Consider the following 14,645-nt stretch of genomic DNA (forward strand, 5'->3'; position numbering starts at 1 on the left):
TAAAATCGGCTTTAGGATTTTAACAACAATCTTTACGGAAACCGCCTTAAAGAAAGGAGATTCTCAATGGTAAAAGATAAAGTCGTGATGATTACCGGTGCCGCCCAGGGAATCGGGTATGAGATTGGCAAAAGTTTTGCTGAGCAGGGCGCGAAGGTGTTTTTGACAGATTTACAGGAAGAAGCTGTGGAGAAGGCAGCTGCCAGTCTGCGTGAATCTGGGCATGAATCCGCTGGTTTGAAATGTGATGTTACCAGCGAAAAAGACATTGAGGAGGCAGTTGCAAAATGCATTGAGCACTTTGGTACTGTCGATGTTCTCATTAATAATGCGGGCTTGCAATATGTCTCCATGATCGAAGATTTCCCGACGGAAAAATTCGAACTGTTGATAAAAGTAATGCTTACTGCACCATTTATGGCCTTGAAGCATGTGCTGCCGATCATGAAAAAACAGGGTTCTGGCCGGGTGATCAACATGGCGTCCATCAATGGGCTTGTCGGTTTTGCAGGTAAAGCAGCTTACAACAGTGCCAAGCATGGGGTCATTGGATTGACAAAGGTTGCAGCCCTCGAAACCGCGGAGCACGGAATCACCGTAAACGCGGTCTGCCCTGGGTATGTCGACACACCGCTTGTGCGCAACCAGCTTTCCAGTCTTGCCGAAACAAGGAATGTTCCAATTGAGAAAGTACTCGAAGAAGTCATTTTTCCGCTCGTGCCGCAAAAACGCCTGCTGGCTGTCGAGGAAATCGCCAGTTATGTTATGTTCCTCGCCAGTGATGCAGCCAAAGGCATCACAGGCCAGGCGGCAGTGATTGATGGAGGGTATACAATTCAATAGATTAGGAGCCGGTCCCATTTTTTATGAGGGAGCCGGCTTGTTTTTTTGAATAGGTCATTTAAAAAAATCTTTGGGCGGGGAGTATGTTTTGTTTTTCTTTGATCCGGACGGGGTAAGGTTAGTTGATTTCAATATATGAGTGGCAAGATCAACAGAATCAATTTCTAAAACTCGCGAAGCTGTTGATTGTTAATGGAAAAACCATTTAGCAGAAAAAAATCTTTAATAGCTGAAATATGTGCTGTTTTTGAAAGGTGGCCGCAGGAGGAACATAGCCAATTTCCATGAATCCTTTTCATCCCAAATCCTTGACATTCAGGGCATTGGATTCCTTTCGTTAATTCATTAAGCGGGAGATTCAATACCTTTGGATCAACGATTAGTGGCTGATGGGATTTTATTAATTTATGTGCAATCTTCTTTAAGTCTTTCATTGTGAGAGTTTCGGATTTGAATTTCAATTTCATATCCTCAATTTTATAAAGTGCTCGCGCATTACGGCAAACTCTATAGAATACTTCCGGGGACTTGTTTGAGTTTTTGATGGTTGTTTGTGCGCTGCTGATGGTGACGAAATACTCTATAGGTGGGAAGGAAAAGGAATTGTTTTTCAGCCAGGTGGTTAAGTTTGAGGTTTGAATCTTCGCCTGTAAAATGGGGTTCCCATAAGTATCTTGTTTCCCATCAATAGTTCTGATTAATTGATCAAATGTTAAATCAATGTCAATTTCGCCAGCATAGTTTTTGGATTCGAAATTAATAAAAAATGAAGGGGAAAGAAGAAGGGTATCGATTTGAAAGTGGGTTTCTAAATGAGGAAGCCTCAAGGCTTGGAGTAGGATATATTCCTTTTCCGGAAGTTGTGCTAGATAATAATCCAAATCAACTTCCCCTTTGTATCCCGCCTTCAATTTCATCAATTTTGTCTGGAATTCTTTTTTACGGTGGTGATTAACGGGTAGCCTTTTCACAACAGCTTCATAAATAAGAATTTTCAGTGGGATTGTCCTTTTTTTAAGTATCAAGTGCATCACTCCTTTTCATCTGACACAGATATTACCTCTTTTTTTGAAAGATTACAGTGAGAAACCTCTCTCATCGTAAAAAAATTATTAAAACTCTTATAAATAGTTGTTTTATTCGCAAATAAGGTTTATTTAATCGCAAATAAATACATTTGTTCGCAAAAAAAGAAATTTATTCGCAAAAAGTAATGCTTTATTCGCGAACTGGAAATTCACCGCGTTTTTTACCAATTTTGTGACCAAATCTACGATCATAATCCCACACCAAACAAAAGATACAGACATAAACTACTCTCCATAATCATTTATTCCATCCCCGCTTGCATATGGGAGGGAATTTTATTACAATATCTCTATATTCATAATGAAAGACTTCGACAAGGAGTAGTAGTGGTGTAAAGCCTGATGTAGAGAGCTGGCGGTTGGTGCAAGCCAGACGGTCCATCATGAACTCGCCTTTGAGTCGCATACGTGAAACACAAGTAGCGTTTGCCGTTTTCCGCGTTAAGGATGAATGAAGCGAGTGTTACACACTAATTTGGGTGGTACCGCGGGAGATCATACATAACCTCTCGTCCCTTTTACAGGGGCGGGAGTTTTTTATTTTTCTGGAGTCATTGACTGGGCAGCTAGTCCAATAAGGTCGCTGGAACAAGCCTCATCCGCTAAAAATAAATCGAAACAAAACAGGAGGACATTGACGATGAGTTTTAACCATCAGGAAATCGAGAAAAAATGGCAATCGCATTGGGAACAGAACAAAACGTTCAAAACAACTGAAGATAAAGGGAAAGAGAAATTCTATGCGCTTGATATGTTCCCGTATCCATCTGGTGCCGGCCTTCACGTGGGCCACCCGGAAGGTTACACAGCGACTGACATCCTTTCACGCATGAAAAGGATGCAGGGCTTCAACGTCCTTCATCCAATGGGCTGGGATGCTTTCGGCCTTCCTGCTGAGCAGTATGCACTGGATACAGGGAATGACCCAGCAGAGTTCACGGAGCAAAACATCAACACGTTCCGTCGCCAGATCAAGGCATTAGGCTTTTCATATGACTGGGATCGCGAAGTCAATACGACTGACCCTGAATACTACAAGTGGACGCAATGGATTTTCTTAAAACTTTATGAAAATGGCCTTGCATACATTGATGAAGTTGCGGTTAACTGGTGCCCGGCACTTGGAACTGTTTTAGCAAATGAAGAAGTAATCGACGGTAAAAGTGAGCGCGGCGGACACCCAGTTGAGCGCCGTCCGATGAGACAGTGGATGCTTAAGATCACTGCCTATGCAGATCGCCTTCTTGAGGATCTGGATTTGCTTGACTGGCCGGAAAGCCTGAAGGATATGCAGCGCAACTGGATCGGCCGCTCAGAAGGTGCAGAAATCACCTTCAACATCGAAGGACATGAAGGAACGTTTACCGTATTCACGACGCGTCCGGATACATTGTTCGGCGCAACTTATGCAGTATTGGCACCAGAGCATCAATTAGTAGATAAAATCACTACTTCAGAACAGCGCGCAGCAATCGATAAATATATCGATGAAATCAAGAGCAAGAGCGACCTTGAGCGTACAGACCTAGCCAAGGACAAAACGGGCGTCTTCACTGGCGCTTATGCTATCAACCCAGCAAACGGCGAAAAAATGCCAATCTGGATCGCTGACTATGTTCTTGCATCCTACGGTACAGGAGCGATCATGGCGGTACCTGGCCATGACGAGCGCGACTACGAGTTCGCTAAAAAATTCAATCTAGAAATCAGAGAAGTCGTTGCAGGCGGAGACATCGAAAAAGAAGCTTACACTGGCGACGGCGAGCACATCAACTCCGAATTCCTTAACGGCATGGGCAAGGAAGAGGCAATCAATAAGATGATTGCGTGGATTGAGGAAAAAGGAATTGGAACGAAGAAGGTCACTTACCGCCTACGTGACTGGTTGTTCAGCCGCCAGCGCTACTGGGGTGAGCCGATTCCAATCATCCACTGGGAAGATGGCACAATGTCCGCTGTACCTGAGGATCAGCTTCCGCTTGTCTTGCCAAAAACAACTGAAATCAAGCCATCAGGCACAGGTGAATCTCCGCTTGCCAATATCGATGACTGGGTGAACGTTGTTGACCCTGAGACAGGCAAAAAAGGCCGCCGTGAAACGAATACGATGCCGCAATGGGCTGGCAGCTGCTGGTACTATCTGCGTTATATCGATCCGAAAAACGACCAGGCACTGGCCGATGAGGAAAAATTAAAGCAGTGGCTTCCGGTTGATATCTATATCGGTGGAGCGGAGCACGCGGTACTTCACTTGCTTTATGCTCGTTTCTGGCACAAGGTCCTTTACGATGTAGGAGTTGTCCACACGAAGGAGCCTTTCCAAAAGCTTTTCAACCAGGGTATGATTCTTGGTGAAAACAACGAAAAAATGAGTAAATCAAAAGGCAATGTCGTCAACCCGGATGAGATCGTTGAGAGCCATGGAGCAGATACGCTGCGTCTTTATGAAATGTTCATGGGACCGCTTGAAGCATCCATCGCATGGTCTACAAATGGTCTGGACGGATCACGCCGTTTCTTAGACCGCATCTGGCGTCTGCTTGTCAATGAAAACGGCAGCTTGAGCGAGAAAATCAAGGATGTTGAAAGCACGAACCTTGAGAAGGTCTATCATCAGACAGTGAAGAAGGTAACTGAAGACTATGAAGGACTTCGCTTCAACACAGCGATTTCACAAATGATGGTCTTCATCAATGAAGCATATAAAGCGGAAGAGCTTCCAAAAGCATACGTTGAAGGCTTTGTAAAAATGCTGGCGCCGATCACTCCGCATATTGCAGAAGAGCTTTGGGCTAAGCTTGGCCACAGTGAGTCAATCACATATGCAGCATGGCCGGCATATGATGAAGCCAAGCTAGTCGACGACGAAGTTGAAATCGTTGTCCAGGTAAACGGTAAAATCAAAGCGAAAATGATGGTACCCGCAGACGCAAACAGAGAAACTCTTGAACAAATCGCGATGGGCGATGTTGCTGTCAAAGAACAAATCGACGGAAAGACAATTCGTAAGGTAATTGCAGTACCAGGAAAGCTGGTTAACATAGTCGCAAACTAAAATTTTCTTGAAAGGGTCGTTTATTGACGGCCCTTCTATTTTTTTTACAAAAATACCCCATTGGGTTTTTTCTTTGTAATCTAAAAAGAGTTTTTATATAATAAATAGGGGAAAATACATTAAGGTATTGTATCCTTTAAATAGGAATAATTTTACTGAATATTGGAGGAAATGATTAATGAATAAAGTTGAAACAATCACACCTGAAGAACTTCAAAAGAAGCTGGAAGCTGGCGAAAAGCCAGAAATGGTTGACGTTCGTGAGCATGACGAAGTTGAGTCAGGAATGATTCCTGGAGCTAAGCACGTGCCGATGGGCGAAATTCCTGAAAGACTGAACGAATTTGACAAAGACAAAGAATACATCTTCATCTGCCGTTCAAGCGCGCGCAGCGGCAACGTCTGCCACTATATGAACGAGCAAGGCTTCAAAGTCCGTAACATGGTTGGCGGCATGATGAGCTGGGGCGGAGAAACAAAGCGTCCATAATTATAAAATTCTGAAAATATGGCCAGAATGGATGTAAAAAAGGAAGGATGACTTCCCTTGATCCAGGTCAGAGTATTTGATCATGAACATGAAAAAGATCTTGAACAGGAATTGAACCGATTTCTTGAAAAACTCGACGAAAAAAAGCTTTTGGACATTAAATACAATGTCGCGGTCATTCCCGAAGAAGAGGATGAAGAACAGATTTACTGTTTTTCAGCAATGGTTGTGTACAGAGCCTGAGTGAATTCACTCGGGCTCTGTTTGTATTTAGGGATGACTTACAGATAAAATTGTCGGTCATCAAGCCCATGACGGACAGAAATAGACGGGAAGCTAGTAAAAGTGTCCGTCATCAAGGCCATGACGGACAGAAATTGGCAGGAAACGAGCAAAAGTGTCCGTCATCAAGTCTATGACGGACAGAAATAGACGGGAAGCCAGAAAAAGTGTCCGTCATTAAGGTCATGACGGACACTAAGTCATCTAATCTATTTCTGCAGCGCGTATTTTCCAGCATTAGTACCAGCAAGCCGGCCGGTAACAAGTGCGGAGGTAATATTGTAGCCTCCTGTATATCCATGGATGTCGAGGATTTCCCCGCAAAAGTAAAGTCCTTCTGCTTTCTTGGATGCCATTGTCTGCGGCTCGACTTCTTTAACCGAAACGCCGCCTCCGGTGACAAATGCTTTATCAAGCGGCAGGGTGCCGTTCACTTTGAACTCGAATTGCTTGACTGATTTGGCGAAGCTTCTTATTTTTTCATGGCCTAGCTGTCCGCCCTGCATCGCCGGGTCAATCTCATTCAGCTCAAGCAGGAACAGTAGATACCGTTCTGGCAGGAGACCCTTCAATAAATTCTTCACCGCTTTTTTTGGCTCGGCTTTGATCAGTTTATTGATTTCCTGGAACAATTCTTCCTCTTTCATATCAGGAAGGGCGTCCAGGGACATGACGACTTCTTTCAGATTCCACTTTTGCATCGCTTTGACGACGAACTGGCTGCAGCGGAGAACTGCTGGGCCGCTGATGCCAAAGTGTGTGAAGATCATATCCATTTTATGAGTGATCAGCGCTTTTCCTTTTGGGTTAAGGACGCTTAGCCCAATTCCCCTTAACGAAAGTCCCTGCAGAACTTTTTCTTTTGCAAAAGGTTCAGAGGACGTCAATGGAACTTCAGTCGGGAACAGAGTTGTGATCGTGTGGCCTGCTTTTTCCGCCCAGGCATACCCATCTCCGGTGGAGCCTGTATGAGGCACTGATTTTCCGCCGACGGCAATGATGACACTGTCCGCATAAATCAATTCACCATTTTTCAATTCTACAGATTCAGCCTTGCCATCTTTGTAGTGGACATCGGCAACAGGGGTGTTCGTCTTGATTTCCACTTTCAAATCTTTAAGCTTTGATAAAAGAGCGTCAACAACTGATTGAGCTTTATCCGTGACCGGGAACATCCGGCCATGATCCTCTTCTTTTAGCTGTATTCCTAGCCCTTCGAAAAATGAAATGATATCTTCATTGCTAAAAATCGACAGTGCACTGTATAAAAACCGCCCATTTCCGGGTATATGTTTAATGATTTCATCTACTGGCAGCCGGTTGGTCACATTGCAGCGGCCGCCTCCCGAGATTGCCAGCTTTCGGCCTAGCTTGTCTCCTTTGTCGATCAGCAGCACTTTTGCGCCCTGCTCACCAGCAGCAATCGCGGCCATCAAGCCAGACGGACCGCCTCCAAGGACGATTACATCATATTTCATTGCTTCACCAACTTTTCGTTTCACTTTTTAAATGCATTTTGCACTTTCATTATTATAATCTATCTCATCATTAAAAACATTGCCTTGAATTAGGTTCTTTAAACGGATTACAGCCCGGAAAACTGGCAGTCATGCTCGAGAAGGAGTAAACTAGGGAATGCAGGAAATTTGTGCAGCAAGGATGCAGGAAATTTTTTCATCCCTTGATAAATATCATAGTGTCTGATTGTGTTTATGGTAAAATACAAGTTTGTAATCTGTTTTTAATTTATAGATTGAAAAGTAGGGATTTTATGTCATCAAAGCTTTTAAGAGGGACGTTCATATTGACGCTTGGCACGATTTTGTCTAAAGTGCTGGGACTGTTTTATATTATCCCTTTTTATGCGATTATCGATAAATACGACGGTACTTTATTCTTATTCATATATTCCTTATACGATTTTTATTAGCGTGGCAACTGCGGGGGTGCCGCTTGCAGTCTCTAAATTCATCGCTAAGTATAATGCGCTTGGGGAATATGCTGTCGGCAGGAAACTGTTTAAATCGGGTGTCATCGTCATGCTTGCTACAGGCTTCATTTCCTTCTTGATCATGTATTTTACAGCACCGGGTCTCGCGGACATAGTCATTTCCAGCAGTGATGATGATGATGTCGTCATCAGCGCACAGGATGCTACAACTGTTATACGTGCTGTCAGTTTTGCCTTGATTGTTGTTCCATTCATGAGCTTGATCAGAGGTTTCTTCCAGGGGCATCAATCGATGGGGCCATCAGCTGTATCGCAAGTTGTTGAGCAGATCGTCAGGATTGTCTTTTTGCTGTCGGGTGCATATATTGTCCTTTACATCATGAAGGGAAGTATGGTTTCAGCCGTCAGCGTTGCGACCTTTGCAGCCTTTATTGGGGCACTTGGAAGTTTAGGTGTACTTGGATGGTACTGGTTCAAACGTAAACCTCACCTCGATGAGTTGCTTAAAGAAGACAAGGGGACAATGGATGTCTCCTTAAAAGAAATATATAAGGAAATCTTAATCTATGCAGCACCATTTGTTTTTGTTGGGATCGCCAATCCATTATTCCAGTTCATTGATATGCTGACATTTGAGAGGGCAATGCGTGCTGCTGGCGTAGTCCATAAAGAAGCCCAGGCAGCTTTTGGTGTACTGAATTTCCAGACGCATAAGCTGGTAATTATTCCGGTTTCATTGGCTACTGCATTTTCTTTAACACTGGTTCCAAGCATTACAAAAGCCTTCACTGATAATGACCGAAAAGGAATGCGGCGCCAGCTGGACCAAACCTTCCAGGTACTTATGTATCTGACTGTGCCTGCAGCGTTGGGGATTTCTCTGCTGGCACAGCCAATGTTCACCGTTTTCTTTGAGAATGATCCTTTAGGAACCGAAGTACTGAGAACCTACGCACCAGTAGCCATCCTTTTCGCGCTCTTCTCCGTCACCGCTGCCATCCTCCAGGGGATCAACGAGCAGCGATTCACGATTTTGAGTTTGCTGACGGGATTATTGGTGAAGCTAACCTTTAACATCCCATTGATCAAGCTTTTTGAAACACAGGGGGCGGTAATGTCAACTGCTTTAGGCTATATAGCAGCAATCATAATTAACTTGCTTGTGATTAAAAAGTTCGCTAGATACCCAATGGGCTTTGTGACGAGAAGAATCATCCTGATTTTGATTTTCTCAGGTTTGATGGCAGGCGTTACGATGGCTTTCTATGAAGTGCTTGTTGAATTCCTTTCACCTGCTGCGAAGTTCCAGTCGATTGTCATCATCGGAATCTCTGCGCTTGTCGGAGCTGGTGTTTACTTCTACCTGGGACTCCGGACAAAGCTGGTGGACAGGCTCTTCGGAGACAGGGTGACCAAGCTCAAGCAAAAATTAAGGCTGCCTGTATAAAAGAAAATGGCCTTCTGACATGAGGGCCATTTTTGCTGACTAGTAATAAAAATGCTGGTCTTCTTGCCTTAAGCCAAGGCGCCGCTCAATCCTGTCGACCCTGCGCTCAAGCCGGTCCAACTGATTGTTCAATCTTTGAATCTGACGTTCAAGGCGATCCAACTGTCCGCCGCCGGGATAGCCGCCGCCAGGGTATCCTCACCGGGGAATCCGCCGCCTCCGCCTGGCAGACCGGGGATTGGGATGTACAAGCCTTGCCCTTGTTGTCGATGGTTCATTCAGGTCATCTCCTCATAATCTGATTTAAACTATGATATTAGTCTATGTAAGGCGGCACGAAATGGAATGGGCACCTGCCCATATGAATAAATGGAGGTATACGATGAGAATCGATAAAGTGCTTTCCAACCTTGGGTATGGAAGCAGGAAAGACGTGAAGAAACTTTTAAAAGATGGCGCTGTAAAAGTTAATAATGAAATTGTCAAAGATGCAAAGCACCATGTGGATCCTGAGAATGATTCAATTACTTTAAACGGTGAAGAAATTCATTATAGAGAATTTATTTATTTAATGATGAACAAGCCGCCTGGCGTCATTTCAGCGACGGAGGACAACCTTGATGAGACGGTCATTGACCTGCTTGAGATCGAAGATCAGGTATTTGAGCCATTCCCGGTAGGCAGGCTGGATAAGGATACGGAGGGCCTGCTGCTGATCACCAATGATGGCCGGCTTTCCCACAAGCTTTTATCGCCAAAAAAACATGTGCCAAAAACGTATTTCGCGGTTATTGAGGGAGAAGTGACGGAAGATGATATCGAAGCATTCAAAGAAGGCGTCACCCTGGATGATGGTTATGAAACAAAGCCAGGGGACCTCGTTATTTTAAAATCCGGCTTAACTTCTGATATTGAACTGACGATCACCGAAGGAAAATTCCATCAGGTGAAGCGGATGTTCGAAGCAGTGGGAAAAAGGGTCATTTACCTGAAACGGTTATCGATGGGGCCGCTGAAGCTCGATGAAACACTGGAGCTCGGGGAATACAGGGAGCTGACAGACGAAGAAGTGGAAATGCTGCAAACCTATGAAGTATAAAAATCGCCAAATTGCTTTGGCGATTTTTTCTATTACTAAGATGACATCTTTACCTTTTTCTGGGTCGTTGTCCATTTACCTCGCTCGGACTTTTCACTAAGTCGTTATAAGCCAGGACATTCAAATCCCTCTGGATGGTTCGAGGAGTAATTCCGAATTCCTCTACAAGATCTTGAGTTGTGACAGTGCCATTCTGACATATATACATGTAGATGGATTTGATGCGGTTTATCATCCGGTTAGTTGAAGGTTTCAAACAACCACTCCCTATCCTTTTTTAAACCCCTTTGTCATATTCCTGCAACCGACTATTGATTGAAGACGAATCCTCAAGTATGTAGTTTTCTTCTTTCCAGACAGCTCCTTTTGCGTCCATTTTAAAAGGCAGTTTTAAGATGTCTTACCTTTTGGACTATTTTACACTTTAATAAAATATAATTCCAGATTATTTACTGTTTTTTATGAAAAATTAATAATTTACTGAGAACGTACCCCCTTCATAATGGTTTATATACTTAACAATATGGTGTTAAACAGGTTAAATATGACAGTTATTAGAAAATTACAAAAACACATCAGACTGTAATTTAAATTTTACCCAGAGTTTACGAAAAGAGGTTATAAGGAGTAAAATAATATTCAAGTTTTCAAATGGGGATTTAGAGTACAATAAGAAAATCTTCTCGCTTAAGTGTTCCTGAAAAGGGAATAACACCTTTATACATATAAAAGTAAATTGGGAGGTTTGAATGGATGACTTCAATCAATTGGACACAAGAAGTAGAAAAGAGACAGGCAGATTTGATTAAAGACGCTCAGGAGCTCCTGAGAATCAAAAGTGTTCTTGACGAAGAAAATGCGTCTCCGGAGGCACCGCTTGGTGAAGGGGTAAAGGAAGCTTTGGACTTTTTGCTTCAGTTAGGTGAAAAGGATGGCTTCACTCCAAAGAATGTCGGCAATCTTGCCGGGCATCTGGAGTTCGGGCAAGGAGACGAAATTGTCGGTGTTCTTTGCCATGTCGATGTTGTACCTGAGGGGGATGGCTGGACAAGTGACCCATACGGTGCGGAAATTCGTGATGGTAAAATCTACGCACGTGGCGCGATCGATGACAAAGGGCCCACGATGGCAGCATATTATGCAATGAAAATAGTTAAAGAATTAGGCTTGCCTCTGAACAAGCGAGTCAGGATGATCATAGGTACGGATGAGGAAAGCGAATGGCGCTGTGTTGACCATTATTTCGAACATGAAGAAATGCCAGCGATGGCTTTGCGCCAGATGCTGACTTCCCAATCATTTACGCGGAAAAAGGGATCGCTGATTATGATTTGGTATCAAAGGCAGACGGTATTGCAAAAGAAGACTTCGATGCTGAAGTAATCGAATTTTCATCAGGACGCCGCTATAATATGGTACCTGATTTTGCGAAGGTAGAATTGGTCGTTCAGCAAGGACAAACGGATGTTGTCCAGCGTTTTGAGGAATTCAAAAGGAACAATGAGTTAGATGGCAAGGCAGTAGTGGAAAGCGGTAAGCTGATCCTTGAGCTTGAAGGTGTTTCAGCACATGGCATGGAGCCAGACAATGGCAAAAATGCAGGCCTATATATGGCAGGATTCCTGTCTGAATTGAATCTTGATGGAAACAGTGAAAAGTTCTTTCAGTTTGTCGCCAAGTACCTGGGCAAAGATTCACGCGGCAGGGAATTGGGCGTCGCTTATGCCGATGACATCACCATAGATTTGACGATCAATGTTGGTAAGCTATCTTACTCAAAGGATAAAGGTGGCCGCGCTGGCTTGAATATGCGCTACCCGGTGACAACCAATCTTGAAAAGACAAAAGAAATATTAAATGGGGTTTTAGACGCTGAGGAATTTTCCATCGAGAATTTCTCAAACTCTAATCCGCATCATGTTGACGAAAGTGACTTCCTCATCCAGACCTTGAAAAAAGTATATGAAGAGCAGGTTGGTGAAAAAGCGGAGCTTATTTCTATTGGCGGCGGAACATATGCAAGGTCGTTGAAGTCAGGTGTGGCATTTGGTCCGCTTTTCCCAGGAAGACCTGATATCGCCCACCAGAAGGATGAATATATGATTATTGAAGATCTTCTTAGAGCAACTGCAATCTACGCGCAGGCTATCTATGAATTGGCAAGATAAAAAAGATATTACCGGAAATCAAGGAGGGGAAAGAGCATGGAATGTGTAATTGTAGATGGCGAAGTTCTTGACCGGACGGTCGCCAAGGTAGACATTGAGGATAGAGGCTATCAATTTGGCGATGGTGTTTATGAAGTCATCCGGATCTATAATGGCAAAATGTTTACTGGAAAAGAGCATTTGAACAGACTTGTAGAGAGTGCAGAAAAAATCAGGATGAAGTTGCCTTTCAGTACTGAGGAGCTTGAATCCAAAATGGAAGAGCTTATCTCGAAAAACGAACTGGATACTGGTATTGTTTATATGCAATTTACAAGAGGGACTTCGCCTCGTAATCATGTTTTCCCTGCCAGTGATGTGGCCCCAACCTTTGTCGCTTACACGCGCAAGGTGGCACGCCCTGTGGAATCCATGGAAAAAGGAGTCAGGTCTATCCTGGATGAAGACATCCGCTGGCTTCGCTGTGATATTAAAAGCTTGAACTTGCTTGGGAATCTGCTATCGAAACAAAAGGCAGCAGAGGCAGGTTGTTTTGAAGCAATCCTTCATCGAGGAGAAACGGTAACAGAGGGAAGCCATTCCAACATCTCGATTGTGAAAGACGGCGTGATCATCACACACCAGGCAGACAATTTCATCCTCAATGGAATTACCAGACAAAAGGTGCTGGAGATCTGCAGCAATGAGAATATTGCTTTTGAGGAACGAGCTTTCACCCTTGACGAATTGTCTTCGGCTGATGAGGTGTTTTCATCTGGAACAACAGTCGAAGTCATGCCGATTGTTGAAGTGGACGGGAAGCCTGTAGGAAATGGGGAGCCAGGTCCTGTCACCAGGAACCTGCAAAACCTATTTAAGGCGGAAATTGAACGCCAGTGCGGCAATTTATAACTTTTAACCTGCGGCTTTACAGCTGCGGGTTATTTTTTTACAAATAAGTGACACTGCAGCTTATTTAAAATATCAACTTCGGCATTCTACACCTGAAGGATTTATCGCTTGCTTTGTTTTTTCTTGGCAGGAATGGGTATCATAAAAATATTTAAATCATCAGGATACCTGCTTTTGTTCATAATCAGACAAACTACATGAGAATACCGAACAGGGGGAACAGAAATGAAAATTACTTCTGTACAGCATATTGAATTGCATGGATTCAATAATCTGACGAAATCTTTAAGTTTTAATATGTATGACATCTGTTATACAAAGACAAAAGAAGAGCGTGAAGCTTATCTTGATTATATTGATGAACAGTATAATGCTGACCGCCTGACTAAAATACTCACTCACGTTTCAGATATTATTGGTGCCCATGTTCTGAATGTGGCCAAGCAGGATTATGTGCCTCAGGGTGCAAGCGTGACCATTCTTGTTTCTGAAGGGCCTGTTGTCGAGGTGCCTGATGAAGTGTATGACGAGTCGCCAGGCCCGCTGCCTGACAATGTCGTCTTACAGCTGGATAAAAGCCATATCACCGTCCATACGTATCCGGAATTCCATCCGGATGAGGGAATCAGTACGTTCAGGGCTGATATCGATGTATCTACATGCGGAGAAATCTCGCCGCTGAAGGCGTTGAATTACCTGATTCATTCTTTTGAAACTGATGTAATGACAATCGATTATAAGGTAAGAGGCTTTACGCGTGATAAAGATGGCAATAAATTGTTCATCGACCACGATATCAGCTCAATTCAAAACTATATTCCTGAGAATGTTAAAGATCAATTCGATATGGTCGATATCAATGTGTATCAGAAAATATTTTCCATACAAAGTGCAAGCTAAGAGAATTCGATTTGAATAATTACCTTTTCGGCTATACAAAAGAAGAGTTATCTCCTGAAGAACGTGAAGAGATCACCGAAAGAATCCAGGATGAAATGGAAGAAATCGTGTCAGGAGTGACACTCCATTCGGGTACGATTTTTGAGGATGAAGAGGAAGATGAACAGATGGAAAAATAGCGATTGAAAAAGGCGTGTGGATGGGATTGATCAAAGACTGGAGACGAACCGCGTTAAGTTCGTCTCCAGTCTTTTTTTATAGTCAAAGATTGAATGGGGAGGGACCCTTATGTGGAGTTAAAGACCTGCATAAGGGCCTCATTCAGTCGGAAAGGTACCCTTATGCAAGGGAAATGATGTGCATAAGGGTACGATTAGAGCGGAAAGGTACCCTTATGCAAGAGAAACCTGCTACATAAGGATACTAAAATG

The 14,645-nt window shown here is 43.5% G+C and carries 9 protein-coding genes, 4 pseudogenes and 1 other annotated feature; of the genes and pseudogenes, 9 read left to right on the plus strand and 4 right to left on the minus strand.

Translation table 11 applies throughout. From position 1 onward, the window contains the following. Positions 1-66 precede the first annotated feature (66 nt). The gene (locus JCM21738_RS08680; RefSeq protein WP_023626920.1) at positions 67-843 is read left to right on the plus strand and encodes a 3-hydroxybutyrate dehydrogenase; all 777 of its coding nucleotides are present in this window, start codon (positions 67-69) and stop codon (positions 841-843) included. A gap of 164 nt (positions 844-1,007) precedes the next feature. Here JCM21738_RS08680 and JCM21738_RS08685 read toward each other — a convergent pair whose 3' ends face one another. Further along, positions 1,008-1,868 carry a nuclease-related domain-containing protein gene (locus JCM21738_RS08685; RefSeq protein ID WP_035209224.1) on the minus strand — a complete coding sequence of 287 codons (861 nt, stop codon included), beginning with the start codon at positions 1,866-1,868 and terminating at the stop codon, positions 1,008-1,010. 365 nt (positions 1,869-2,233) lie between these two features. Continuing rightward, positions 2,234-2,451 (plus strand) — a binding site (T-box leader). Positions 2,452-2,571: 120 nt separating this feature from the next. Between JCM21738_RS08685 and leuS the strand changes: the two genes are divergently transcribed. The 3 genes from leuS to JCM21738_RS08700 all read left to right on the plus strand — a co-directional run bounded on the left by leuS (position 2,572) and on the right by JCM21738_RS08700 (position 5,719). Further along, on the plus strand, positions 2,572-4,986 hold the full coding sequence (leuS, locus tag JCM21738_RS08690) for a leucine--tRNA ligase (RefSeq protein WP_023626923.1): 2,415 nt from the start codon (positions 2,572-2,574) through the stop codon (positions 4,984-4,986). A gap of 178 nt (positions 4,987-5,164) precedes the next feature. Further along, complete coding sequence (locus JCM21738_RS08695) at positions 5,165-5,476, plus strand: rhodanese-like domain-containing protein (protein ID WP_023626924.1); 312 nt, start codon at positions 5,165-5,167, stop codon at positions 5,474-5,476. Positions 5,477-5,533: 57 nt separating this feature from the next. Next, entirely contained in the window at positions 5,534-5,719 is a 186-nt protein-coding gene (locus JCM21738_RS08700; protein ID WP_023626925.1) for a sporulation protein Cse60, read from the plus strand. 248 nt (positions 5,720-5,967) lie between these two features. Here JCM21738_RS08700 and JCM21738_RS08705 read toward each other — a convergent pair whose 3' ends face one another. Further along, positions 5,968-7,236, minus strand: a complete 1,269-nt coding sequence (locus JCM21738_RS08705; RefSeq protein WP_023626926.1) for a BaiN/RdsA family NAD(P)/FAD-dependent oxidoreductase — start codon at positions 7,234-7,236, stop codon at positions 5,968-5,970. A 293-nt stretch (positions 7,237-7,529) separates the two neighbouring features. Here JCM21738_RS08705 and JCM21738_RS08710 point away from each other — a divergent pair. Continuing rightward, positions 7,530-9,156: pseudogene (locus JCM21738_RS08710) on the plus strand (putative polysaccharide biosynthesis protein). A 39-nt stretch (positions 9,157-9,195) separates the two neighbouring features. On the opposite strand, the gene JCM21738_RS26690 reads toward JCM21738_RS08710, so the two are convergent. Then, the gene (locus JCM21738_RS26690) at positions 9,196-9,318 is read right to left on the minus strand and encodes a hypothetical protein (protein WP_256360190.1); all 123 of its coding nucleotides are present in this window, start codon (positions 9,316-9,318) and stop codon (positions 9,196-9,198) included. A gap of 220 nt (positions 9,319-9,538) precedes the next feature. On the opposite strand from JCM21738_RS26690, the gene JCM21738_RS08715 reads away from it, so the two are divergent. Continuing rightward, on the plus strand, positions 9,539-10,255 hold the full coding sequence (locus JCM21738_RS08715) for a pseudouridine synthase (RefSeq protein ID WP_023626929.1): 717 nt from the start codon (positions 9,539-9,541) through the stop codon (positions 10,253-10,255). Positions 10,256-10,290: 35 nt separating this feature from the next. Here JCM21738_RS08715 and JCM21738_RS23225 read toward each other — a convergent pair. Continuing rightward, positions 10,291-10,511 (minus strand): annotated as a pseudogene (locus JCM21738_RS23225) (DeoR family transcriptional regulator). Positions 10,512-11,008: 497 nt separating this feature from the next. Here JCM21738_RS23225 and pepV point away from each other — a divergent pair. The 3 genes and pseudogenes from pepV to speD all read left to right on the plus strand — a co-directional run bounded on the left by pepV (position 11,009) and on the right by speD (position 14,393). Continuing rightward, positions 11,009-12,423, plus strand: a pseudogene (gene pepV / locus JCM21738_RS08720) (dipeptidase PepV). 36 nt (positions 12,424-12,459) lie between these two features. Continuing rightward, the gene (gene dat / locus JCM21738_RS08725) at positions 12,460-13,314 is read left to right on the plus strand and encodes a D-amino-acid transaminase (RefSeq protein ID WP_023626932.1); all 855 of its coding nucleotides are present in this window, start codon (positions 12,460-12,462) and stop codon (positions 13,312-13,314) included. 225 nt (positions 13,315-13,539) lie between these two features. Beyond that, a pseudogene (gene speD / locus JCM21738_RS08730) lies at positions 13,540-14,393 on the plus strand (adenosylmethionine decarboxylase). Positions 14,394-14,645: the final 252 nt, after the last annotated feature.

Source organism: Mesobacillus boroniphilus JCM 21738 (assembly GCF_000517385.1).
In the GTDB taxonomy this organism is placed as follows: Bacteria; Bacillota; Bacilli; order Bacillales; family Cytobacillaceae; genus Mesobacillus; species Mesobacillus boroniphilus.